Source organism: Agrobacterium sp. MCAB5 (assembly GCF_052114365.1).
Taxonomy (GTDB): Bacteria; Pseudomonadota; Alphaproteobacteria; order Rhizobiales; family Rhizobiaceae; genus Agrobacterium; species Agrobacterium tumefaciens.
The window spans coordinates 134,294-158,935 of sequence record NZ_JBFREP010000001.1; the positions used below are offsets into that span (position 1 = coordinate 134,294).

23 protein-coding genes are annotated in these 24,642 nt (G+C 58.2%); 15 read left to right on the forward strand and 8 right to left on the reverse strand.

Translation table 11 applies throughout. The features are described from left to right. Positions 1–91: 91 nt before the first annotated feature. The 6 genes from AB4Z23_RS00640 (at position 92) to AB4Z23_RS00665 (ending at position 8,227) form a co-directional block, all read left to right on the forward strand. The gene (locus tag AB4Z23_RS00640; RefSeq protein ID WP_003514512.1) at positions 92–1,186 is read left to right on the forward strand and encodes a microcin C ABC transporter permease YejB; all 1,095 of its coding nucleotides are present in this window, start codon (positions 92–94) and stop codon (positions 1,184–1,186) included. After that, the gene (locus AB4Z23_RS00645) at positions 1,186–2,331 is read left to right on the forward strand and encodes an ABC transporter permease (RefSeq protein ID WP_003514514.1); all 1,146 of its coding nucleotides are present in this window, start codon (positions 1,186–1,188) and stop codon (positions 2,329–2,331) included. The genes AB4Z23_RS00640 and AB4Z23_RS00645 overlap by 1 nt, the downstream gene beginning before the upstream one ends. Positions 2,332–2,336: 5 nt before the next feature. Next, positions 2,337–3,977 carry an ABC transporter ATP-binding protein gene (locus tag AB4Z23_RS00650; RefSeq protein ID WP_029658722.1) on the forward strand — a complete coding sequence of 547 codons (1,641 nt, stop codon included), beginning with the start codon at positions 2,337–2,339 and terminating at the stop codon, positions 3,975–3,977. Between the two features lie 102 nt (positions 3,978–4,079). Next, a complete protein-coding gene (locus tag AB4Z23_RS00655; RefSeq protein ID WP_421476008.1) occupies positions 4,080–5,327 on the forward strand; it encodes an NAD(P)/FAD-dependent oxidoreductase in 1,248 nt (415 codons plus the stop codon). A 235-nt stretch (positions 5,328–5,562) separates the two neighbouring features. Next, positions 5,563–6,924: a glutamine synthetase family protein gene (locus AB4Z23_RS00660; RefSeq protein WP_421476006.1), complete on the forward strand. Its 1,362-nt coding sequence runs from the start codon at positions 5,563–5,565 to the stop codon at positions 6,922–6,924. A gap of 1 nt (position 6,925) precedes the next feature. Beyond that, positions 6,926–8,227, forward strand: a complete 1,302-nt coding sequence (locus tag AB4Z23_RS00665; protein ID WP_003514518.1) for an NAD(P)/FAD-dependent oxidoreductase — start codon at positions 6,926–6,928, stop codon at positions 8,225–8,227. On the opposite strand, the gene AB4Z23_RS00670 is transcribed toward AB4Z23_RS00665, so the two are convergent. The 7 genes from AB4Z23_RS00670 to rirA all read right to left on the reverse strand — a co-directional run bounded on the left by AB4Z23_RS00670 (position 8,224) and on the right by rirA (position 14,487). Beyond that, on the reverse strand, positions 8,224–8,712 hold the full coding sequence (locus AB4Z23_RS00670) for a gluconokinase (RefSeq protein ID WP_162632898.1): 489 nt from the start codon (positions 8,710–8,712) through the stop codon (positions 8,224–8,226). The two genes, AB4Z23_RS00665 and AB4Z23_RS00670, sit on opposite strands and share 4 nt — an antisense overlap. Before the next feature lie 108 nt (positions 8,713–8,820). Beyond that, positions 8,821–9,561, reverse strand: coding sequence for an ABC transporter permease (locus AB4Z23_RS00675; protein ID WP_003514520.1), 741 nt, complete (start codon positions 9,559–9,561; stop codon positions 8,821–8,823). After that, complete coding sequence (locus tag AB4Z23_RS00680; RefSeq protein WP_421476005.1) at positions 9,558–10,496, reverse strand: ABC transporter ATP-binding protein; 939 nt, start codon at positions 10,494–10,496, stop codon at positions 9,558–9,560. The genes AB4Z23_RS00675 and AB4Z23_RS00680 overlap by 4 nt, the downstream gene beginning before the upstream one ends. Next, positions 10,493–11,659 carry an ABC transporter permease gene (locus AB4Z23_RS00685; protein WP_421476003.1) on the reverse strand — a complete coding sequence of 389 codons (1,167 nt, stop codon included), beginning with the start codon at positions 11,657–11,659 and terminating at the stop codon, positions 10,493–10,495. Before AB4Z23_RS00685 ends, AB4Z23_RS00680 begins: the two co-directional genes overlap by 4 nt. 87 nt (positions 11,660–11,746) lie before the next feature. Beyond that, entirely contained in the window at positions 11,747–12,658 is a 912-nt protein-coding gene (gene osmF, locus AB4Z23_RS00690; protein ID WP_013635286.1) for a glycine betaine ABC transporter substrate-binding protein OsmF, read from the reverse strand. Between the two features lie 141 nt (positions 12,659–12,799). Next, a complete protein-coding gene (locus tag AB4Z23_RS00695) occupies positions 12,800–13,846 on the reverse strand; it encodes an AbrB family transcriptional regulator (protein ID WP_003514529.1) in 1,047 nt (348 codons plus the stop codon). A gap of 170 nt (positions 13,847–14,016) precedes the next feature. Then, entirely contained in the window at positions 14,017–14,487 is a 471-nt protein-coding gene (rirA, locus tag AB4Z23_RS00700; protein ID WP_003514531.1) for an iron-responsive transcriptional regulator RirA, read from the reverse strand. 173 nt (positions 14,488–14,660) lie between these two features. On the opposite strand from rirA, the gene AB4Z23_RS00705 reads away from it, so the two are divergent. Then, positions 14,661–15,710 carry a Fe(3+) ABC transporter substrate-binding protein gene (locus AB4Z23_RS00705; RefSeq protein ID WP_019564505.1) on the forward strand — a complete coding sequence of 350 codons (1,050 nt, stop codon included), beginning with the start codon at positions 14,661–14,663 and terminating at the stop codon, positions 15,708–15,710. Positions 15,711–15,788: 78 nt separating this feature from the next. Here the strand turns inward: AB4Z23_RS00705 and AB4Z23_RS00710 are convergent, their stop codons facing one another. Further along, entirely contained in the window at positions 15,789–17,285 is a 1,497-nt protein-coding gene (locus AB4Z23_RS00710; RefSeq protein WP_003514535.1) for a CoA-acylating methylmalonate-semialdehyde dehydrogenase, read from the reverse strand. 175 nt (positions 17,286–17,460) lie between these two features. Here AB4Z23_RS00710 and AB4Z23_RS00715 point away from each other — a divergent pair, with 175 nt between their 5' ends. The 8 genes from AB4Z23_RS00715 (at position 17,461) to pncB (ending at position 24,603) form a co-directional block, all read left to right on the forward strand. Further along, a complete protein-coding gene (locus tag AB4Z23_RS00715; RefSeq protein WP_003514538.1) occupies positions 17,461–17,775 on the forward strand; it encodes a putative quinol monooxygenase in 315 nt (104 codons plus the stop codon). Then, complete coding sequence (locus tag AB4Z23_RS00720) at positions 17,772–18,653, forward strand: LysR family transcriptional regulator (RefSeq protein ID WP_003514539.1); 882 nt, start codon at positions 17,772–17,774, stop codon at positions 18,651–18,653. Before AB4Z23_RS00715 ends, AB4Z23_RS00720 begins: the two co-directional genes overlap by 4 nt. 116 nt (positions 18,654–18,769) lie before the next feature. Beyond that, a complete protein-coding gene (locus AB4Z23_RS00725; protein ID WP_003514540.1) occupies positions 18,770–19,690 on the forward strand; it encodes a DMT family transporter in 921 nt (306 codons plus the stop codon). Positions 19,691–19,997: 307 nt separating this feature from the next. Next, positions 19,998–21,104 (forward strand): DUF475 domain-containing protein, encoded by a 1,107-nt coding sequence (locus AB4Z23_RS00730; RefSeq protein WP_003514542.1) that lies wholly within the window; start codon positions 19,998–20,000, stop codon positions 21,102–21,104. 368 nt (positions 21,105–21,472) lie between these two features. After that, a complete protein-coding gene (locus AB4Z23_RS00735; protein ID WP_003514544.1) occupies positions 21,473–21,817 on the forward strand; it encodes a MarR family winged helix-turn-helix transcriptional regulator in 345 nt (114 codons plus the stop codon). A gap of 17 nt (positions 21,818–21,834) precedes the next feature. Further along, a complete protein-coding gene (locus tag AB4Z23_RS00740; protein ID WP_003514546.1) occupies positions 21,835–22,686 on the forward strand; it encodes a C40 family peptidase in 852 nt (283 codons plus the stop codon). 94 nt (positions 22,687–22,780) lie between these two features. Then, complete coding sequence (locus AB4Z23_RS00745; protein WP_035251992.1) at positions 22,781–23,140, forward strand: hypothetical protein; 360 nt, start codon at positions 22,781–22,783, stop codon at positions 23,138–23,140. A 158-nt stretch (positions 23,141–23,298) separates the two neighbouring features. Continuing rightward, positions 23,299–24,603: a nicotinate phosphoribosyltransferase gene (pncB, locus tag AB4Z23_RS00750; protein WP_003514549.1), complete on the forward strand. Its 1,305-nt coding sequence runs from the start codon at positions 23,299–23,301 to the stop codon at positions 24,601–24,603. The last annotated feature ends 39 nt before the right edge of the window (positions 24,604–24,642 follow it).

The window sequence follows — 24,642 nt, forward strand, 5'->3', positions numbered from 1 at the left end:
TCGCTTGGATCGCGCAAGGCAGCGCTTTCAGGAAAGGACCGGGTTTGACAGAAACGAAAACCGCTGACGTATCAGCCGGGAGCAAAGGCTGATGGGCGCCTATATTCTCAGACGTCTGGCGCTGATGATCCCGACCATTATCGGCATTATGGGCATTTCGTTTCTTGTCATCCAGTTCGCGCCGGGCGGGCCGGTGGAACAGGTCGTCGCGCAACTGACTGGGCAGGGCGACAGCGCCTCCGACCGCCTCTCCGGCGGCGGCGATCTTATGGGCCAGTCCGGCGGTTTCGATGAAAGCGGCTCGAAATATCGCGGTGCGCAGGGCCTTGATCCGGAGCTGATCGCCAAGCTTGAGAAACAGTTCGGTTTCGACAAGCCGCCGCTCACCCGTTTTCTCGAAATGATGTGGAATTACATACGCTTCGATTTCGGCGACAGCTTCTTCCGCAATTCCTCGGTCATCGATCTCATCATCGACAAGCTGCCGGTCTCGATGTCGCTCGGCTTCTGGATTCTGATCATCTCCTACATGATCTCCATTCCACTCGGCATCAAGAAAGCCGTTTCCGACGGCTCGACCTTTGATATTTGGACATCAGGCATCATCATCATCGGTTATGCCGTTCCGAGCTTCCTGTTCGGCATTCTTCTCATCGTGCTTTTCGCCGGCGGATCGTTCTTCGACTGGTTCCCGCTGCGCGGTCTGGTATCGGACAATTTTGACCAGCTGAACTGGTGGCAGAAGATCATCGACTATTTCTGGCACCTGACCCTGCCGCTGATCGCGCTATCGCTTTCGGCTTTCGCGACGACGACGCTTCTGACGAAAAATTCCTTCATCGACGAGATCAAGAAGCAATATGTCGTGACCGCCCGCGCCAAGGGCCTTAGCGAACGCAAAGTTCTTTATGGCCACGTCTTCCGCAATGCGATGCTGATCGTGATCGCCGGTTTTCCGGGCGCCTTCATCTCGGCATTCTTCACCGGTTCGCTGCTGATCGAGAACATCTTCTCGCTGGATGGCCTAGGCCGCCTCGGTTATCTCTCGGTCGTCAATCGCGACTACCCGATCGTGTTCGGCACGCTCTTCATCTTTTCGCTGATGGGCCTCGTGGTCAGCCTCCTATCCGACCTAATCTACACATGGATCGATCCGCGAATCGATTTCGAGCGGAGGGACGTGTGATGACGCTTGCCCATACCGCCGCAACGGAAACGTTGGTAAAGCCGAAGCGCCCGTGGTTTTCACCAACCACCAAGCGCCGCTGGCAGAATTTCAAGGCAAACCGGCGCGGTTACTGGTCCTTCTGGCTGTTCCTGATCCTGTTTTTCCTGAGCCTGATTGCGGAATTCATCGCCAATGACAAACCCATTTTCGCTTCCTACAAGGGCGAATTTCTGGTGCCGGTCATGGTCGATTATCCGGAGGAAAAGTTTGGCGGGTTCCTTGCCCAGACTGACTACAAATCCTCCTTCATTCAGGACGAGATCAACGCCAATGGCTGGATGATCTGGCCGCCGATCCGCTATTCCTATCAGACGGTCAATTCCAACATTCCGCATTCCGCCCCCACGGCACCATTCTGGCTGATGGATGAAAAGGACCGCTGCTCGGCCTATCCGCAGGGTAATGCCGATCCCGGCTGTACGCTCGGCAATCTCAATTGGCTCGGAACCGACAATCAAGCGCGCGACGTCACGGCGCGGATGATCTATGGCTTCCGTATTTCCGTGCTTTTCGGCCTGACGCTGACGATCGCTTCCGCCCTAGTTGGGGTGACTGCTGGCGCCATCCAGGGTTACTTCGGCGGCTGGACGGACCTGCTGTTGCAGCGTTTCATTGAAATCTGGTCATCCATGCCAGTGCTTTACATCCTGCTGATCATCGCGGCCATTCTGCCGCCGGGTTTCTTCGTGCTGCTTGGCATCATGCTGCTGTTTTCATGGGTCGGCTTCGTCGGCATCGTGCGGGCGGAATTCCTGCGTGCCAGAAACTTCGAATATGTCCGCGCCGCCCGCGCCCTTGGCGTCGGCAACTGGACAATCATGTTCCGGCATCTTCTGCCAAACGCCATGGTGGCAACACTGACCTTCCTGCCGTTCATCCTCTCCGGCTCGATCACCACTTTGACCTCGCTCGATTTCCTCGGCTTCGGCATGCCGCCGGGATCGCCGTCGCTGGGCGAGATGATCGCGCAGGGCAAGAACAATCTTCAGGCGCCCTGGCTTGGCCTCACGGCCTTCTTCACCATGTCCATCATGCTGTCGCTGCTGATCTTCGTCGGCGAGGCGGTGCGAGACGCCTTCGATCCACGCAAGACGTTCCGGTGATTGCCATGATGGAAACAAAGACCCAGCCGCTTCTCTCCGTCCGTGATCTCTCCGTTGCCTTTCATCAGGGTGGCGCGACCAGCGTCGCCGTAGATCATGTCTCCTTCGACCTGATGCCGGGCGAAGTTGTCGCCCTGGTCGGGGAATCCGGCTCCGGAAAATCGGTCACGGCAAACTCCATTCTCAAATTGCTGCCCTATCCGGCGGCGAGCCATCCTTCGGGCAAAATCCTGTTCGACGGCAAGGATATGCTGACCCTGCCGGAACGCGCGTTGCGCGCTGTTCGCGGCAACGACATCACCATGATTTTCCAGGAGCCGATGACCTCGCTCAACCCGCTCCACACCATCGAGCGGCAGATCGGCGAGATTCTGGAGCTGCATCAGGCAATCACCGGCGCTGAAGCGCGGGCGCGCACGCTGGAACTGTTATTGCAGGTAGGTATCCGCGAGCCGGAAAAGCGCCTGAAGGCCTATCCGCATGAATTGTCCGGCGGCCAGCGGCAGCGCGTGATGATCGCCATGGCGCTTGCCAACCGGCCGAAACTGCTGATCGCAGATGAACCCACGACCGCACTCGATGTAACCGTTCAGGCGCAGATCCTTGAACTGCTGAGCGACCTCAAAAACCGGCACGGCATGTCCATGCTGTTCATCACCCACGATCTCGGCATTGTCCGTAAGTTTGCCGATCGTGTCTGCGTGATGACCAAGGGAAAGATCGTCGAGACCGGCACGGTGGAGCAGGTGTTTACCGATCCGCAGCATGCCTATACCCGCCATCTTCTGGCTGCCGAACCCAAGGGCGAACCGCCGCTTTCCGATGCCAGCAAACCTGTCGTCATGCAGGGCGACGACATAAAAGTCTGGTTCCCGATCAAGGCGGGGCTGATGCGCAAGGTGGTCGACCACGTGAAGGCGGTTGACGGTATCGATATTACCCTGCGCGCAGGACAGACCGTTGGCGTCGTGGGCGAATCCGGCTCCGGCAAAACGACACTCGGTCTCGCCCTATCGCGTCTTATAGCGTCTGAGGGGCGTATCAGTTTCATCGGTCAGTCGATCGACAGCTATTCCTATGAAATGATGAAGCCGCTCAGAAATCGGCTTCAGGTGGTGTTTCAGGATCCTTACGGTTCGCTCAGCCCACGCATGTCGGTGGGCGAAATCGTTGCCGAGGGTCTGAAGGTGCACGAGCGGCAACTTTCCGCCGATGAGCGGGATACCCGTGTCGCCCAGGCGCTGGAAGAAGTCGGGCTCGACCCGGCGACGCGCTGGCGCTATCCGCATGAATTTTCCGGTGGCCAGCGTCAGCGTATCGCCATTGCCCGCGCCATGGTGTTGAAACCCCGCTTCGTCATGTTGGACGAGCCCACATCGGCGCTCGACATGAGCGTGCAGGCACAGGTGGTCGATCTCTTGCGCGATCTTCAGGCCCGCCACGAACTCGCCTATCTCTTCATCAGCCACGACCTGAAGGTAGTTAAAGCGCTTGCCAACGACGTAATCGTCATGCGCAACGGCAAGGTGGTGGAGAGCGGCCCGGCAGCGGAGATATTCGCTGATCCGCAACAGGAATATACCAAGGCCCTGCTGGCTGCTGCTTTCAATATCGAGGCAGTCGAAACTAAAGCGGTGAGCCAGTAGCAGGCGCATTGCTGTTTCTATTAAGACGATGATTTTTCTGTTGCTTTGCGCAAAATGCCGACCCATGTTGCGGGGACGAGATACGCAATCGGATTGAATGCCATGGCAGCGGATGTGATCGTTTTGGGGGCGGGGATCATCGGGGTCTCCGTCGCTTTGCAACTGGCCCGCAGGGGCAAATCGGTGGTGCTGGTGGACCGGCGGGGACCGGGTGAGGAAACGTCCTTCGGCAATGCCGGACTGATCCAGAGAGAGGGTGTCGTTCCCTACGCCTTCCCGCAGGAAGTTAGCCGGCTTCTCCGCTATTCCCTGAACAACAGCATCGATGCCCGTTATCATCTCTCGGCCCTGCCGAAGATCGCGCCTTTTCTTGGCCGCTACTGGTATTATTCCGCAGCCACGCGCCACGCAGCAATTGCCCGCGCCTACGCGCCGCTGATCGAGCACTCGGTCTCCGAACACAGCATCCTGATCGATGAAGCCAGGGCCGGCGATCTAATCGTGAAAAACGGTTGGATGGAGGCCTACAGGACCGCCGAAAGGCGGGATGCAGACTTTGCTTTCGCCGAACGTCTGGCGCGCGACCACGGCATCTCCCACACGAAACTCGATGGGGCGGAACTCGCCGCGGCGGAGCCGCATCTCAGCCGGGATTTCGTCGGCGGTTTGAAATGGAACGATCCATGGTCGGTGCGCGATCCACATGCGCTGACGCTCGCCTATGTCAAACTGTTCGAGAGCCTTGGCGGAACCTTTGTCCGGGGTGATGCATCCACGCTCAGCCAGACGACAAGTGGTTGGACGTTACGCACCGAAACCGGGGCAGTGGAAGCTGAACATGCCGTTGTCGCACTAGGCCCCTGGGCGGATACGGTGACGGAACGGCTCGGTTACCGCTTTCCGCTCGGTGTGAAACGCGGCTATCACATGCACTATGCGCCGCAGGAGGGCACCAAGCTCAACAACTGGTTGATCGACGCCGAGCGCGGTTATTTCCTCGCGCCAATGCGCAAAGGCATCCGCCTGACGACCGGCGCGGAATTTGCCGAACGCGATGCGCCGAGATCCCCCGTGCAGATCGAGCGGGCGGAACGGGTGGCCCGCACCGTCTTTCCTCTGGGCGGCAGGCTGGATGCGGAACCCTGGATGGGCGCGCGTCCCTGCACACCGGATATGATGCCGATCATCGGCAAGGCGCCGCGCCACAGGACATTGTGGTTCTCGTTCGGTCACGCCCATCACGGCCTGACACTCGGGCCTATCACTGGCCGTGTGCTGGCGGAAACCATGCTGGGAGAAACGCCGGTCATCGCCATCGATGCCTATCGACCCGAAAGGTTCAATCCCTAGATCCTGATGAACTGAAGTCATCTCTGGCGAAAACCGTGTACACTTTTCGCCATCCCGCTCTGATGGCCGAATCCGCTGGCCTTCCCGCGGCGGGCCACGTAACATGGGCTTATAAAAAGGGAAAAGGGGCAAGCGTCATCATGACGGCGAGGTTTCTCATCTATCAACAGCAGGACGATTTTCGTTAGCGAAGCGCTTCTGCGCGCGAAACAGAAGAGAAACAGCCTGCTGGTGCATGATGGATGATATTGAAAAAGCAAAGAAATTTTTCGACGATAACCCCGATATCGAAATTCTCGAAGCCTTCGTCATAGATGCAAATGGCGTGCCGCGCGGCAAATGGATTCCGCGCGAAAGGGCGATCGATGTCCTTGAAAAGGGAATGGCGATCCCACGCTCGGTCTATGCGCTGGATATCTGGGGCCGCGATGTGCATGCCGCAGGCCTCGCCGAAGGGACGGGCGATCCGGACGGGTTCTGCTTTCCTGTTCCCGGCACGCTGTCTCGGGTGACATGGCTTGGCCGGCCGACCGCGCAAGTCCTGCTCGCGATGAAAAATCCTGATGGAACCGGGTTTTATGGCGATCCGCGCAATGTTCTGGCAAGGGTGCTGGAAGCCTACAAAAAGGCCGGCCTCACGCCGGTCGTGGCGACCGAACTTGAATTTTACCTGATCGACCCGGTTCGCTCTGCGCTCGATCCGGTGCGTCCGCCGCACAGCCGCGAAGGCCGGTGGCACACGGGCCAGACACAGGTTCTGTCGATTTCCGAATTGCAGGATTTCGAGGATGTCTTCCATGATATCGCAACCGCATGCAGGGCGCAGGGTGTTCTTGCCGACACGACGCTGCGGGAAAACGGCCCCGGCCAATATGAAATCAACCTCAATCATGTGCCGGACGCGTTGCGGGCCGCCGATTTCGCTGTTTTCCTGAAACGTATCGTCAAGGGTGTGGCGCGGCGGCACGATCTCGACGCCACCTTCATGGCGAAGCCGTACGGGTTACAGGCCGGCAATGGCATGCATGTGCATTTTTCCGTTCTCGATAGTTACGGCAGGAATATCTACGCCGGGGAAAACGGCCCATCGGACGCGCTGATGCATTCGGTCGGCGGCCTTCTGGAAAACATGGGGGAGAGCATGGCGATCTTCGCTCCCCATGCTAATTCCTATCGCCGCCTGACGCCCAGCGAACATGCGCCCACCTATGCCTCCTGGGGCATAGACAACCGCTCGGCGGCGGTGCGTGTTATCACTGCCAGCAAGGCCGCAACCCGCATCGAACATCGTGTCGCCGGCGCCGATACCAATCCCTATCTTGTTGTGGCGATGATCCTGAGTGCTGCCCTTGCCGGCATGAAGGAAAAACGCCAGCCGGGCGGCGCGATTTCCGGGGACAGCCACGCCATCAATCACGAACCTTTGCCCACCAACTGGGATTATGCATTGCAGCGTTTCACGCGTTCGAGTTTCGCCTATGCGACGCTTGGCCAGCGTTATCGCACGCTGTTTTCTGCCTGCAAACAGCAGGAACTTTCCGAATTTTCCCTGCGTGTAACCGACGTCGAATATGACGCCTATATCAGGACGGTGTGAGATGGCTGAGGTGACGACTATTCCCAATCCCGGCCACACATCCTCCTGGTATGCGGCCTCCGCCAATGTCAAATCCGTGCGGCCAACGCTTGAAGGCGCAATGGAAGCGGATGTCTGCGTCATCGGTGGCGGGTTTACCGGCATTTCCGCAGCACTCGAACTTTCCGAACGCGGCTATTCCGTTATCGTGCTGGAAGGCGTACGGGTTGGCTTCGGCGCCTCGGGGCGCAATGGCGGCCAGATCGTCAATGGCTATAGCCGCGACCTCGAAACAATCGCCAGTCGTTACGGCCACGACAAGGCGGTGAAACTCGGCGAAATGTCGCTGGAAGGCGGGGAGATCATCCGCAGCCGCATTTCGAAATACGCTATCGATTGCGATCTCGTCGATGGCGGTTTCTTTGCGGCCTTCACGACGAAACAGATTCGCGAGATGGAGGCCCACAAGGCCCATTGGGAAAAACACGGCCATGGCGGGCTTGAGATGGTCTCCAAAGCCGATGTCGGAAAATACGTGCGGACCGATCGTTATGCCGGCGGCATGATCGACCGTTTCGGCGGCCACATCCATCCGCTCAATCTGGTGCAGGGGGAAGCCGCGGCGGCCGAAAGTCTCGGTGCGCGCATATTCGAAAATTCGAGGGTCATTTCGCTGGAGCAGGGCGTAAACCCTGTCGTGCGCACGGCGACGGGCAGCGTGAAGGCGAAATATGTTCTCGTCTGCGGCAATGCCTATCTCGGCAAGCTGCTGCCGGAAATCGGCGACCGGATGATGCCGGTCTCAAGCCAGGTCATGGCGACAGAGCCGCTTGATGCCGATCTGATCGAGCAACTCCTGCCAGCCAATTATTGCGTCGAGGATGCCAATTATATTCTCGATTATTATCGCCGCACCTCCGACAACCGCCTGCTTTATGGCGGCGGTATCGGTTATGGCGGCAGCGATCCGGCGGATCTGACCGGGGTGATCCGTCCGAATATGCTGAAGACTTTCCCGCAACTGGAAAAAACGAAGATCGATTTTGCCTGGAGCGGCAATTTCGCGCTGACGCTGACGCGCATCCCGCATATGGGCAAACTGTCGGACAATGTCTATTTTTCGCATGGCGACAGCGGCCACGGTGTCACCACCACGCATCTGCTCGGCAAGATATTGGGCGAGGCCGTTGCAGGCCACGCCGAGCGTTTCGATGTCTGGAGTTCCCTGCCGAATTATCCGTTCCCGGGCGGTAAGACGTTCCGCGTGCCGCTGACCGTGCTTGGTGCATGGTGGTACGGCCTGCGCGACAGGCTCGGATTTTAAAAAATCACCGCTTTCAGGCCCGAAAGTGCGTTTGCGGTAATTTCCTCCGGCGTGGCGTCGATGCTGACGGTTACGACGCCGGGTTCGCCGGTCGGCACTTCCAGCGTGGCAAGCTGGGTCTGGAGCAGCGAGAGCGGCATGAAGTGCCCCTTGCGTTCGCCCATACGCCTGCTGAGAAGTTCCAGGCTGCCGTCCAAATAGACGAAAGCGAGCGGGCCACCGGTAGCCTCGCGAAGGCGGTCGCGATAGATTTTCTTCAGCGCCGAGCAGGAAACGACGACACCGCTATTTTCGTTTCCCTTGCGCAGTTCTGCGCCAATCAGATCGAGCCAGGGCCAGCGATCTTCGTCGGTCAGCGGAATGCCCTCTGACATTTTGTCGACATTGGATTTCGGGTGAAGCTTGTCGCCCTCAATAAAGGCAATGCCCAGTTTTTCCGCCAGTTCCTCTGCGACCGTGGACTTGCCAGAGCCGCTCACTCCCATCACGACGATTGCCTTTGTCACCCGAACCTCGAATGTTTCTGTTTCGACGGTCAGCCCCTAACATGCGCGGCGGATGTCGGGAACATAAAAATGAGGAGCTTGCATTTGTCAGTGCCCGGTTTTGCGGGCCGCTGCCTTTTCCAGTGCAGAAAAGCTGGCGTGGATCAGGATTGCCAGCACAGCGACGATCAATCCGCCCTGAAGGATGAAGGCGAGATTGTTGGATTGCAGGCCGGCGATGATCACCTCTCCGAGCGTGCGGGCCGCGACCGTGGAACCGATGGTTGCTGTTGAAAGGCTGATCACCGCCGAAAGCCTGATGCCTGCGAGGATCGCCGGAAGGGCAAGTGGCAGCTCCACTTTGACAAGTCTTTGCCAGCCGGTCATGCCGGCGCCCTTTGCGGCATCCATGACGGTTGGCGGCAGCGTGGTCAGCCCTGTCAGCGTATTTTCGAAAACCGGTAGAAGCGCATAGAGAAACAGCGCAATGAGCGTCGGTTTCTCGCCAAAACCGATCATCGGCACGGCAAGCGCCAGCACCGCCACCGGCGGAAAGGTCTGGCCGATATTGACGATGCTGCGCGATAGCGGCAGAAAATCCGCGCCGAAAGGGCGGGTGACGAGAACCGCAAGGGCTCCCGCCACCAGCGTGGCCAGCCCCGTTGCGATTGCGACAATGGTCAGATGCGACAGTGTCAGGGAAAGCAGATTGGCCTGCGTGTAGATCGCCGGCGCATTGGTCTGCACAAGAGGGCGGAATATCGGTGCGAAAACCTGCGGCGCCGCGAGAAAGGCCATCAGCGCCAGCACCAGAAGCCCGGGGGCGAAAAACGAAGCGGCATTTTTCATGGGGTTCCGGCAGCCCGCTGGAGCAGAACATCGCGCCGCACGATACCTGCGGGTTTGCCATCGTCTTTCAGCACCGGCAAGGTATCGCAGCCCGCCCACAACATTGCAGACAGGGCGTCGCGCTGGCTGGTATGTTCATTCAAAGGTTCGCCTTCAGCGCTTCCCGGCTCCACGACGTCTGCAACCGACAGGACGGATAGCAGTTTCAGGGCGCGCTCGTTTTCGCCGATCATGGTGCGGACGAAATTCGTTGCCGGTTTCAGCACCAGCTCGGCCGGCGGGCAGTCCTGAACGATACGGCCCTTGTCCATGACGGCAATACGATCTGCCAGGTGAAAGGCCTCGTCCATATCATGCGTGACAAGAACGATGGTGACACCGAGCTTCTTCTGGATATCGAGAAGATCGTTCTGGGCCTTGGCGCGGATAACCGGGTCCAGTGCACCGAAAGGTTCGTCCATCAGAAGAATGTTCGGTTCTGCTGCAAGCGCGCGCGCCACGCCGACACGCTGTTGCTGGCCGCCTGAAAGCTCATGCGGAAAGCGGTTGGCATAAAGCGCCGGATCCAGCTGGAAGAGCTGCATCAGCGCGTCTATTTTCGCATCGATTCGCTTGCGGTCCCAGCCGATGAGCTGCGGAACCGTCGCGATATTGTCCGCCACGGTGCGATGCGGAAACAACCCATGGCCCTGAATGGCATAGCCGATCTGACGGCGCAGCTTGTAGCCCGGCATGGTGCTCACATCGTCTCCGTCGATGCGGATAGTGCCGGAGGTCGGCTCCACCAGCCGGTTTATCATGCGCAGCAGCGTGGTTTTTCCCGACCCGGAAGTGCCGACGATGACGGTGACGGTGCGCGGCGCCACAGTCAGGGAGACCTGGTCGACCACGACCGTATCGCCATATCGTTTCGTGATGGTGTCGATCTCGATCATGCCTTTTGCCTTCCGCCTGCGCTGAAGAGATTGCTGTCGATAAGGGCGTCGAGCGTAATCGCGGCGGCGAAGCCGAGCAGAACGGTCGGCACGGTGCCGAGCAGTACGAGGTCCATCGCGGTCTGCCCTATGCCCTGAAACACGAAAACGCCAAATCCACCGCCGCCGATCAGCGCTGCGATGGTCGCAAGACCGATATTCTGCACCAGCACGATACGGATGCCGGTGAGGATGACGGGCATGGCGAGTGGAAACTCCACCCGCAGCAGCCTTTGCAGTGGCGTCATGCCAAGCCCGCGCGCGGCTTCCCGCACTGCCTGCGAAACGCCGGACAGGCCGACCACCGTATTGGAGACAACGGGCAGCAGCGAATAGAGAAATAGCGCCACGAAGGCCGGCGCCATGCCGATGCCGGCGATGCCGATCTTCGCCGCACCCGGCACATTGGCTGCCATCCATCCGAGCGGCGCGATCAAAAGGCCGAAAAGCGCGATGGAGGGAATGGTCTGGACGATATTGAGAGCGTTCAGTAGACCGGAGCGCAAACGCTCGACCTTGTAACAGAGAATGCCGAGCGGGATACCGGCGAGGGTGGCTGCAACCAGCGACCCGATGGCAAGTTCCACATGCCGCAGTGCTTCGGTCCAGAAGATATCTGCCCGGCCGGTATATTCCTTGATGATGGAGAGATCGTCCCAGAGGCCGCTTGTCAGGACCGCCGCAAGCGTCCCGGTTGCCACCAGCAACAGCAAAATCCGCAAAGTGGGTTTCGGCTGGAGACGTGCAATGCAATCGGCGGCAAGCAATGCAAGCCCTGCAAACATCAACCAGAAACCGCTGGCGGGCGAAACGCGGGCAAAACTGTTGCCCTCAGGTGTCAGCGCAGACGCCGCCTGCCCGACGAAGATCGCCAGTGCCGCGAGACCGACCAGCGCAGCGGCGAGTTTCAGGCGCGCCGGAAACCGGAAAAAGGCGATGAAGGCGGCGACAACAATGATGGCGACGAGGAGGGTAGCAGCAGCAACCGGAAGCGCTTCGAAGATCGTTCGCGTTTCACCCTGAATGATCCGGTTAGCTCGGAATGTCATGAAGGGGGACGCTGCAAGCGCGTAGAGAAGCAGGCACGAAATCAGCACGCCTACCTTGTCAGGCCATTTCGTCAAATTCCGCTCCCCCGGATCATAGGTTCGGACGGGATGGTGAAAACCTCACATGGTTTCCGATATCCCGCCCCAACGGTTCTCTGGCAATTACTTGAGGAAACCGTTCTTCGTCAGGAAGTCGGTCGCAACTGCCTTGGCCTGTTCGCCCCCCACCTGCACGCGGGCGTTCAGCTCCTGCAAGGTTGCCAGATCCAGCTTTTCGAAAACGGGTTTCAGCAATGTCTCGATATTGGGGTTCTTTTTCAGAACTTCCTCGCGAATGATCGGCGCGGGCTGGTAGACGGGCTGCACATGCTTGTCGTCCTCAAGCACGACAAGACCGGACGGCGCTATGCCACCGTCGGTGCCATAGACCATGGCAGCATTGGCATTGTTCGTCTGGTTTGCGGCGGCAGCGATAGTGGCAGCCGTGTCGCCACCGGAAAGCGTGATCAACTGATCCGGCTTCATGGTAAAGCCGTAGGTTGTCTGAAATGCCGGCAGGGCGGCTGCGGAATTGACGAATTCCGAGGAGGCGGCAAGAACCACCTCACCGCCACCGGCAATGTATTTGCCGAAATCCGAAAGCGTCTTCAGATTGTTCTTGTCGGCAACATCCTTGCGCAGCGCAATCGCCCAGGTGTTGTTTGCGGGCGATGGTGTCAGCCAGACGATCTTGTTGGCGTCATAGTCGAGTGTCTTGGCTTCTTGATAGGCCTTGGCGGCATCTTTCCAGAGCGGGTCGTCCGCCTTGGAGAAGAAGAAGGCGGCGTTGCCTGTGTATTCCGGATAAATGTCGATCTCGCCAGCCGTGATCGCTTTTCTGACGACCGGGGTAGCGCCAAGCTGGATGCGATCCGTCGTCTCGATATTGTTCTTGTTCAGCACGGCAAGGATGATGTTGCCGAGAACGCCGCCCTCCGTGTCGATCTTAGACGACACCACCACCTGCGCCTGAGCGAAGGAAACAGAAAGGGCGAGCGCAAATCCGGCGCCTGTCAACATCATCAAGCGGTTCATGAATAGTCCTCCGGTGGGTCAGCCTGTCGAACACGCGAAAAATCGCCGCCGCAATTGCGGAGAAACATGAACGGCCAGAGGAACAAATGGTTGCAACGCTATTGGCGTTTTTTACCTGAATGGCGAGGGCACTGGCCCGGCTTAGATTTCGCCGTCCCGCTTGCGTGCATCCTTGCCCATGACGAGCGGCATGAGAACCGACAGGAACAGAAGTCTGAGAACGTGATGTGACCCGACATAGGCGGTATCGGCATGCATCATCACTGCCATCGCCGCCATCGTTTCAAGCCCGCCCGGCGAATAGGCGATCATCACCGCATTGAGCGGAACGCCTGTAATGTTGGAAATCATCCAGGCGATACTTCCGGCGATCACCATCACGGCGATGGTGACGACGAAACCTGCCAGAAAGCCTTTTCGCACATCCATCAGCGACACATTCGAAAAGCGCGTGCCAATGAGACAGCCGATCAGCACATAGACCGGCAGGCTGAGCCAGCTCGGAACGCCGCCCTCGGTAAGGCCGGTAATATGGGTGCCGATGGAAACCGCGACGCCGCCCAGCAGCAGGGCTGCGGGAAATCTCCAGCGAAGGAACAGCCATCCCATCGCAAGCGACGCGCCAATGGTCAGGGCCAGTGTGAACAGGCCCATCGGTGGATTGGCGATGAGCGGTTCCGTGCTGACGAGATCGAAATATTCAACAATCAGCGGCACGGAAAGCGTCAGCGCCAGCACCCGCACGCTTTGCACGATGCTGACGGTCGCAAGGTCGCTTTTCGTCTCGGCGCCGAGGCTGATGATATAGCTGAGGTGCCCGGGCGAAGCGCCCAGCATCGCCGTCGTCCTGTCGTATCCGAAGCCGTAATGCAGGATCCAATAGGCGACATACAGCATGATGACGACTGCAACGAGCACGATAACGAAGCTCAGTGGCCATGTCTTCGCGGCATCGATCACCGACGGCGTTACGCTCGTTCCCATCGAAATGCCGACCACAACGAAACAGGCATTGCGGATGAAGGCGGGAATCCCAAGCTTCACGCCCGCCAGTCCCGTAATCGTCACGGCGAGCGCCGGACCGGACAGAAACGGCGCTGGAACGTTAAGTAGACTGGCAAGCAGCGCACCCATGCTGCCGACGAGCGCGGTAAGTGCAAATGTATGGAATTCAGGCTTGATGATCATTGCGACGCTGGCTGATTGCTTCAAAAAAGCTCGCGACCAAATGCGCCGCTTCGTCTCCTGGCGTCAACACGCTCGACCAAAAATATTGCATTTCCGAAGTGTTCTATAAAAGAAAAGCCCGTGACCTGCGGACACGGGCTAGCGCAATTGTTGCTTGGGCAATGGGATGATCAGGCGGCCGGCAAGGCGGCGATCTTCGGCATTTCCGTGTCGATGCCGAGCAGGAAGTTGATCTGCGGCCGCGCCTTGACGAGATCGTCGATGGAATATTCCGCCAGCACATCGAAGAAGGCATTGAGCGCCTTGCGAAGCGCCGAGTTGAGGCCGCAGCTATCCACAAGCGGACATTCGACAGCACCGTCCTCGAAGCATTCCGCCATGGCAAAACTGTCTTCGGTCACCTTCACCACGTCAAACAGGCTGATTTTCTCAGCGGGTTTACCAAGACGCACGCCGCCGTTACGGCCGCGCACGGTTTCCACCAGACCGGCCTTGTTGAGCGGCTGCAGAATTTTGAAAAGGAACAGCTCAGATACGCCATAAGCCCTGGCGATCTCCGGAATGCGGCTCAACTTGCCTTCATTTGCGGCGCAATACATCAACATGCGAACGGCATAGTTGGTCTGTTTGGTCAAACGCATGCTGGTCTCCTAACTCTCAATGTGGAGTTATATAGTCTCTTTTTCAGTTTAGAACAATTCCAGAAACTGAAAAAACTGGCAGCGATCCGATATTTCTCGGACAGCCTTGTTGACCGCTTTGATGATTCATGAACAAACAAGTCAAGAATCTGAATGTAATGGAGGCATTCTTAATGGCAAGCTTGAAATCGTGTTTTTCCGCTGCCGTTTTTTCGGGTCTGACGATCCTCTGGGCCGCGCCCGCTGCTTTTGCGGACGGCGAGGTTAACGTCTATTCCTACCGGCAGCCCGAGTTGATCCAGCCACTGCTCGATGCCTTCACGAAAGAAACGGGCATAGAGGCCAATGTTCTCTTCCTCGACAAGGGTCTGGTGGAGCGCATTCAGGCAGAAGGCGTCAATTCGCCGGCCGACGTGCTGTTGACGGTCGATATCGCCCGGCTTGTCGAGGCGAAAGAAGGCGGCGTTACACAGCCAGTGCTGAACGATCCCGTCATTGAAAAGGATATCCCGGCCAATCTGCGCGATCCGCAAGGCGAATGGTTCGGCCTGACGACGCGTGGCCGCGTGGTATATGCCTCAAAGGAGCGGGTCACCCAGAAAGACATCACCTATGAGGAGCTTGCCGATCCGAAATGGAAGGGCAAGATCTGCATTCGCGACGGCCAGCATTCCTACAATATCGCGCTGATCGCCTCGATGATCGCCCATCATGGCGTCGATTATACCCGGACATGGCTGACCGGCCTTAAGAACAATCTTGCCCGCAAGCCTGATGGAACAGACCGCAGCCAGGCCAAATCGATCTTTTCCGGCGAATGCGATATCGCGCTCGGCAATACCTATTATGTCGGCCTGATGCTGACCAACGACCGCGAGCCGGAGGAAAAGGTTTGGGCGGGATCGGTGCGGGTGATCTTTCCCAATGCGGGAGATCGCGGAACGCATGTGAATATTTCCGGCATGGCGCTGACCAAATACGCACCCAACAAGGACAATGCGCTGAAGCTGATGGAATTCCTGGCATCGCGCGAGGCGCAGGAAATCTATGCCAAGCAGGTCTTCGAATACCCGGTGCTACCCGGCGCGGAGCCTTCCGATGTCGTGAAGGGCTTCGGCCCCATCAATCCGGACAAGCTGCCACTGACGGATATTGCCGCCCACCGCAAACAGGCATCCGAGCTTGTGGACGAAGTGGGTTTCAACGACGGCCCGACCAATTGATGCCGTTTACACACCTGTGACCGGTTAGGATACCGGCGGGTCAATCGCCCGCCGGTTCATTGTTTAGAGACGCATTGCTTACTTCATCGTCGGCATGACGAATTCGGCACCCGATTTGATGCCGGACGGCCAACGCGAGGTGATCGTCTTGGTCTTCGTCCAGAACTTGATCGAATCCGTTCCATGCTGGTTGAGATCGCCGAAGCTCGAGGCCTTCCAGCCGCCGAAGGAGTGGTAGGCGAGCGGAACAGGGATCGGAACGTTGATGCCGATCATGCCGATATTGATGCGGCTGGCGAAGTCACGCGCAGCATCGCCGTCACGGGTGTAGATCGCAACACCGTTGCCATATTCATGCTTCATCGGCAGTTCCAGCGCGTCTTCGTAGTTCTTGGCGCGAACGACGGAGAGAACAGGTCCGAAGATTTCCGTCTTGTAGATGTCCATGTCAGGGGTGACGTGGTCGAACAGGCAGCCACCGACGAAATAGCCGTCTTCATAACCCTGGAGCTTGAAGTCGCGGCCATCGACCAGCAGTTTCGCGCCCTGCTCGACACCGCTGTCGATCAGACCCTTGACGCGCGTTTGCGCTTCCTTGGTAACGAGCGGGCCCATATCGGCCTTGTCGTCGGTGTAGGGGCCGATCTTCAGTGCTTCGATCTGCGGGATGAGCTTTTCAACGAGACGGTTGGCCGTTTCTTCGCCAACCGGAACCGCAACCGACACAGCCATGCAGCGTTCGCCGGCCGAACCGTAACCGGCGCCCATCAAGGCGTTCACGGCCTGATCGAGATCGGCATCAGGCATGATGATCATGTGGTTCTTCGCGCCGCCGAAGCACTGTGCGCGCTTGCCGTTCATGGCGGCAGTACCGTAGACGTAGCGGGCAATCGGCGTCGAGCCGACGAAGGAAACCGCGCCGATATCCGGATCGGTCAGGATGGCGTCGACAGCGCCCTTGTCACCATTGACGACGTTGAGGATGCCAGCCGGAAGACCTGCCTCGATCATCAGTTCGGCAAGGCGGATCGGCAGGGACGGATCGCGCTCGGAAGGCTTGAGGATAAAGGCGTTGCCGCAGGCGATTGCCGGCGCAAACATCCACATTGGGATCATCCCCGGAAAGTTGAACGGCGTGATGCCCGCACCGATGCCGACCGGCTGGCGGATCGAATACATGTCGATGGCGGGACCTGCGCCCTCGGTGAACTCACCCTTCTGCAGATGCGGAATGCCGCAGACGAATTCGCAGACTTCGAGGCCGCGCACGATATCGCCCTTGGAATCTTCGACGGTCTTTCCGTGCTCGCTGGAGAGCAGCACCGCCAGTTCATTCATGTCGCGGTTCAGAAGTTCGACGAACTTGAAGAAAACGCGGGCGCGGCGCTGCGGGTTGGTGGCGGCCCACTTCGGCTGTGCCGCTTTTGCGCTTTCCACGGCAGCGCGCAGCTCGGCGTCGCTGGCAAGCGCGACAGTCGCCTGCACTTCGCCGGTTGCCGGGTTGTAGACGTTAGATGTGCGGCCACTGGTGCCGGACACATGCTTGCCGTTGATGAAATGACCGATTTCCCTCATGGGGCTTTCCTCCGCGATTTTTTGATGGGTGCAGCATTGCACTTGAATTTGTACAAATCAATGAACTCAGATAAGAAACCGTTGTGCGTAAATTAAAGCAAGGCGAGTATTTTGAGGGTGGCGGCGGATTTCCGACACCCACACGTTCGCCGGTCAACAGAAGGTCAGAAGCTTGATGAGCGATGAACCAGTCGTGCGGATGGCTGAAATCCAAATCGATCCAACCCAGCTGGATGCCTATCGCAGACTGCTTGCAGAAGAGATCGAAGCTTCGGTCAGCCTGGAAATTGGTGTGCTTGCATTAAATGCGGTGGCAATTAAAGGCAGCCCGGAAAAGATTCGCATCCTCGAAGTCTACGCGGACCGGGCGGCATATGAAGCGCATCTGCAAACGCCGCATTTTCTGAAATACAAAGAGAGTGTGGCAGGAATGGTGACGTCGCTGACCTTGCTTGATGTCGAACCCATAATGCTGCGCAGCAAACCATGAATTGGGATGACGTCCGCATCTTCCTCGCCGTTGCCCGCTCCGGGCAGATCCTTGCCGCATCGAAACGGCTCGGCCTCAACCACGCAACGCTTTCGCGACGATTGACGTCGCTGGAGCAGGCACTGAAGACCCAATTATTCATCCGCCGGACGAACGGTTGCGAACTGACCGAAGAAGGTCAGCTGTTTTTGGGCGCCGCCGAGCGCATGGAAACCGAAATGCTGAATGCGCAGGCAAATCTCGGTCGTGTCGATACGGCAGTGGCGGGAACGGTGCGCATCGGCGCGCCCGATGGTCTCGGGGTTTCTTTTCTTGCGCCACGGCTTGGCCGGCTGACCGCGCGTTATCCCGACCTAAAAATCCAGCTCGTGCCGGTTCCGCGCTCCTTTTCCCTGTCGCAGCGAGAGGCCGATATCGCCATCACCATCGAGCGGCCGGAACAGGGTAGGCTGATGTTTTCCAAGCTCACCGACTATTCGCTGGGGCTTTACGCATCGAAGTCCTATCTCTCCGAATATGGAACGCCGGCGGATGTGGAAACACTCAAGCGCCATCGGCGCATCGGCTACGTCGAGGATCTGATCTTCTCGCCTTCTCTGAACTATACCGGCGAGATCATGCGCGACTGGGACGCCGCCTTTGAAATATCCAGCGCCACCGGTCAGACCGAGGCGGTGCGCTCGGGCGCCGGTATCGGCATCCTGCACAATTACATTGCCGGACAATATCCCGAACTTCTGCGGATCATGCCGCATATGAGCATAAGTCGGTCCTATTGGACGGCCTATCACGAATCCGCCCGTCAGTTGGTCCGCGTGCGCACGGTGGTCGATTTTCTCCAGGAACTCGTTGCCGAAGAGAAGCGCATGTTCGCGTGACATCGAAATTGCCGATTTATTAGTACTATTAATACGCGACTCCTCCCGCTTCGGGCTTGACAAACGAGGGCTGGCTGAACGACCAATGCAGCCATTGGGAGAGAACGGAACCTGACATGCCGAATATATTACGAAAGCTTTCGCCGACTGGCCTCGGCGTGGCCGTCATGCTGCTTGGAATGCTGCTTTTCGCGTTGAACGACGCTATGGGAAAATGGCTGGTTTCGACCTACAGCCAGGGGCAGGTGATCCTCATCCGCAGCGTCGCTGCCCTTGTCATTCTGGTTCCGATCGTGTGGAAAGGCGGTCTTTCCGGCCTCATGAAAATCGAGCGACCGTCTCTTCAGGTGGCGCGAGTATTCTTCTCCACCGCCGAGCTTTTCTGTTTCTATTTCGCAGTCGCTGCCCTGCCGCTGGCAGACGTGATGACCTACTGGCTCGCCGCCCCCATTTATGTGGCGGCTCTATCGCCGTTTCTCCTGGGAGAAAAGGTCGGCTGGCGTCGCTGGACGGCCATCGCCATTGGTTTCGTCGGTGTTCTCATTGCCTTGCAGCCAAGCTCGGCAAGCCTCACCTCGGCCGCACTGTTTTCCATTCTCGGCAGCGCCGCCTTCGCCTTCATGATGTTGTCCGGACGCCAGCTACGCAACACGCCTGATACGGTGCTCGCTTTCTGGCAGATCATCGGTGCGGGGCTTGCGGGCCTCGTTGCGGTGTTCGTCACGCCGTCGGGCTGGTTGCCGGTCCAGTCCGGTTTCGATCTCGCTTTCCTCGGCCTGCTCGGCGTGGTCGCCATGGCGGCGCATGTGCTGGTCAACCGCGCTCTGAAGCTCGCGGACGCCGCGACCGTCGCGCCGCTGCAATACACATTGCTGCTCTGGGCGGTGGTCTTTGGCTGGCTGTTCTTTGGTGATGTGCCGCAGACCAGTATCGTCGTCGGTGCGGGCCTGATCGTTCTTTCCGGCCTTTATATTTTCTTCCGTGAAAATACGCTCAAACGCGGTCGCGAAAAGGTGGATATACTGGCTGCGGACTAGGCATTTCCTCTGTTTACCCGTGATGTTGCCGCCGAAATCATCACGGGACTTGACGAAGAGGTGATCTTCGAGGAGTAAGAGAGGGTCCTGCGATCATATGTCTCGCAAGGGCAGAGGAAACAAAGGTGCCGGGCCCCTCTGGCGAGAGTTTTACGGCGCTCTCGTGATGTCGGTACCGCCTGCAAAAATTGGCCGGCGGATTAAAAACTATGAAAAACCTGAATGTGCTTCGCGCGCGTGCTTTCTGCGTGCGGCCCGACGTCCTGCGTCGTTCCGCAATCGCTCTCGTTACCGGAGGTAACCGGACATGAGCGCCGCCCAGAAAACCACACTTTCCTACTTCAAGTGGGCTTTTATCGTCACCATCGTCGGTCTGATCCTTGGCGGCTATCTCGGCTGGGAAATGACCGGAACTGTCAGTGGAACAGCGACGATCTTCTTCATTTGTGCGGTGCTTGCCGTGCTGGAAATTTCGCTTTCCTTCGACAACGCCATCGTCAACGCCAACAAGCTGAAAGAGATGACGCCAGTCTGGCAGCATCGCTTCCTGACCTGGGGTATTCTGATTGCCGTTTTCGGCATGCGTATCGTCTTCCCGCTGCTGATCGTGGTCGTTGCCGCCAATGTCGGCCCCTGGACGGCGCTCGTCATGGCGGCCACGCAGCCGGAACGTTATGCAGAAATCATGCGTGACGCCCATCTGCCGATCGCTGCTTTTGGCGGTACCTTCCTGATGATGGTCGGTCTCAACTTCTTCTTCGACCATGAAAAGGACGTGCACTGGGTGCGCTGGATCGAGGAAAAGGCTGCGGTCTATTCCTCCGTCAAGGGTATCGAGATCGCCTTCGTGCTGGTCGTCATGCTGGCCTTCTCTCGTATCATCGGCGCCAGCGACAATCCGGAGCTTGGTCCGGTTGCGGCCAACACCTTTTTCCATGCGGCAATCTGGGGTCTTTTGACCTTCCTGCTGGTGGAAGTCGTCGGCGGTATTCTCGATCGTAGCCAGGAAGTGCTCGAAGGCGCTGCAAAAGGCGGCTTCGGTGCGTTTCTCTATCTCGAAGTGCTCGATGCAAGCTTCTCCTTCGATGGCGTCATCGGTGCTTTTGCGCTGACGCAGAACCTGTTCATCATCGCCATCGGCCTCGGTATCGGCGCCATGTACGTGCGCTCGATGACGATCATGCTGGTGGAAAAGGGAACGCTCGCCGAATACCGCTATCTGGAACACGGCGCTTTCTACGCGATCCTCATCCTGTCCGTCATCATGTACGTGCAGACGATGTTCCACATTCCAGAGGTCATCACCGGCCTTGGTGGCGCGACCCTGATCGGCATTTCGCTCTGGTCGTCCATCCGACATAACCGGCGGCACAATGCAGATGCGACCGATGCCGCTCGCGGTGCGGAAATCTGACCCATCCCGATCCCAGCCTTCCGCTGTTACGGCGGAAGGCAGTTTTTAAGCACTGAATTGCTGATTGCCTGTTTTTGTTGCTATTTTCGCCTTGCGGAAAATTTGAACATAACATCGGAATTATACCCCAAGCATCTGTTTTTGCTCGTATTTGTGCACTGCGGTAAAACTGGCACGCTTCCTGCATCTCATCTTGCAAGTCCAGAGGGGACATTAAAGGCCCGACAAACGGGTTTAAACAACACCGCCGCGCCGCGCGATCTTTTATGATCTGCGAAGGCGCGGCGGTTCTGTTTGTGCGGTATGCTTCTTGAGTTTTCCGCTCCGTTGAATGAAAACGGTGGGATAACGACTGGAAGGTTACCGGTTTGCCTGCAGAACTTTCGCCTACGGAGGCCTTGGGGCTTTGGCATCGCGTATCTGCTGCGCAGGTCACGGCCGATGCGCCGGATTTGACCTTGCGCCAGACTACAATCCTGCTGCAGATATACCTCGTGCCGCCGCCACATACAGTCCGGGGCCTCGCCGCCTTGCTGGGCGTGACCAAACCGGTCATCACCCGCGCACTCGACAGTCTGGGAGCGCTCGGGCTGGTTGACAGGGTGCGGGACGAACGGGACAAGCGCAATGTCGTGATAAAACGCACCGTGGCAGGTGCGCTCTATCTGGAAAAATTCGGCGATCTGATTATTGATCAGGCACGCAAGATCTAACCTCTGGATGTGAAACCATGATGCTCGACCGCCGCCTGAATGTCTTCCGCTCCGATCTGGCCGATGAGAAACTGCAAGGCGTGGTTCAGGCCGAGCGTTTCGTCAGCGGTTCGCCAGCCCAGATCGCGGTGCCGGTTATTGGCCTGCGGCCAACGCCTGACCTTGCCGCCGGCATCGATACGGAGCTGCTGTTTGGTGAAACCGTGCGCATTTTCGACCGGGCGAATGGCTGGGCCTGGGTGCAGGCGGATGCTGATGGTTATGCCGGTTACGTGCCGGAGACGGCAATCGGCGATGTCGTTGCCGTTACCCACCAGGTGGTTGCGCCACGCACCTTCCTCTATCCTTCCGCCGAATTGCGCAAACCGCCGGTCGCAGCCATTTCCATGGGCAGCATGGTCCGGATCGTTGGTGAGGCCGAGACACGCGGCACCCGCTATCTGCTGACCGAAAGAGGCGAGGGCATAATCGCCGCCCATTGCCGACCAGTCGATGCCGCTCTCGAAGAGGACTATGTTGCGGTGGCCTTGCGCTTTATCGAGACACCTTATCTCTGGGGCGGCCGCTCCGGCTTTGGCATCGATTGCTCGGGCCTCGTGCAATTGTCCATGGCGATGACGGGCCGACGGGTTCTGCGCGATACCGACATGCAGGTTAAATCGCTCGGCGTGGAAATAGAACGCGATGAATTGCGCCGCGGCGATCTGGTTTTCTGGAAGGGCCATGTCGGGCTAATGGAAAACGAAGAGACGCTGCTGCATGCCAATGGCCACACGATGAATGTTGCACGCGAAAATCTCAATGAGGCCATCGAGCGCATCGGCTGGCTTTACGAAAAGCCGACGGCTTTCCGGCGTCTGGAAGGCTGAGGCGGCGGCTTCACGAAATTGTGCCTGCCTCGCCCTTTGTGCGACCACAGCCGAAAGCCTACATCGGTTGAATGATGGTACGGGACCGGCATCGATGAACACAAAAATGGCAACACGATTGGCAGCGATCCTGGCAGCGGTGTTAATGAGCGCTTCCGCGCAGGCGCAGACCGTTTTTCAGAATGGTTTTGCTCCGGCTCCAGATGCCTATGCGAACCTGCCGGGTGTCAAAGACCCGCGAACGCTACAGCCCAAGGTGCGTTACAATTGCCATAGCGAACTTGGTGTAACTGGATATGCCCGCGGCCCATACCGGGATGTTTTCGGTAGTCGCGGTCTGCCGGTTCAAGGCTATCGCTGCACCGATGAGAACGGCATCTCCAGCTTCGGTGGCAGAAATCCCATCTCCAAGGACTGGTATCCCGGCATCAATCCTGTCGACCCGACCTTCTGAAGTAATATGACTTAAAGCGGCGTTTGCGCCGCCCGCACTCTGGACTTGTTGTTGCTTTTTCAGATAAATCTTTGACATGACAGGTTGATAATACCTGCCGAGGTGCGGGGTGACGTCGGCCCTGCCGATGTTCTGGGCCGATGCTGGGGAATGCAAGCATGACGAAGACCGATATAGCAACCCGTGTCCACAATCACACCTGGAAACTCGATCCGATCGTCCGCAGCCTGATCGATACGGATTTCTACAAGCTGCTGATGTTGCAGATGATCTGGAAACTCTATCCGGAAGTCGACGCGACGTTTTCGCTCATCAACCGCACGAAGACGGTGCGGCTGGCGGAAGAGATCGACGAGATGGAACTGCGCGAGCAGCTCGATCACGCGCGTACCCTGCGCCTCTCCAAGAAGGAAAACATCTGGCTTGCGGGTAACACCTTCTACGGCCGCTCGCAAATCTTCGAGCCTGAATTCCTCTCCTGGCTTTCGAGCTACCAACTGCCCGAATACGAGCTTTTCAAGCGCGACGGGCAATATGAGCTGAATTTCCACGGCCGCTGGATGGATACGACACTCTGGGAAATCCCGGCACTGGCGATCATCAATGAGCTACGCTCGCGCAGCGCAATGCGCTCGCTTGGTTATTTCACGCTGGATGTTCTCTACGCCCGCGCAAAGGCCAAGATGTGGGAAAAGGTCGAACGGTTGCGGGAACTGCCGGGCCTGCGAATTTCCGATTTCGGCACCCGTCGCCGCCACAGTTTTCTGTGGCAGCGCTGGTGCGTCGAGGCGCTGAAGGAAGGCATCGGCCCTGCCTTCACCGGCACGAGCAATGTCCTTCTCGCCATGGATTCCGACCTCGAGGCCGTCGGCACCAATGCGCATGAATTGCCGATGGTGGTTGCGGCGCTGGCGCAGACCAACGAGGAATTGGCCGCAGCGCCCTATCAGGTTCTGAAGGACTGGAACCGGCTTTACGGCGGCAATCTGCTGATCGTGCTGCCCGATGCTTTTGGCACGGCGGCCTTTCTGCGCAACGCGCCGGAATGGGTGGCGGACTGGACGGGCTTCCGTCCCGACAGCGCGCCGCCGATCGAAGGCGGGGAAAAGATCATCGAGTGGTGGCAGAAGATGGGCCGTGACCCCCGCAAGAAGATGTTGATTTTCTCAGATGGTCTCGATGTCGATGCCATCGTCGATACATACAGGCATTTCGAAGGCCGGGTGCGCATGAGCTTCGGCTGGGGAACCAATCTGACCAATGATTTCGCCGGTTGCGCGCCGAAGACCATCGCCAGCTTGAAGCCGATTTCCATTGTCTGCAAGGTCAGCGACGCCAATGGTCGGCCAGCCGTGAAACTCTCCGATAATCCGCAAAAAGCGACAGGCGAACGATCCGAGGTGGAGCGTTATCTGAAGTTCTTTGGTGAGGAAGATCTCAAGGAACAGAAGGTTCTGGTTTGATTAAGGCCGGGCGCTCCTCTTAACGAAGCGCCCGTGGGC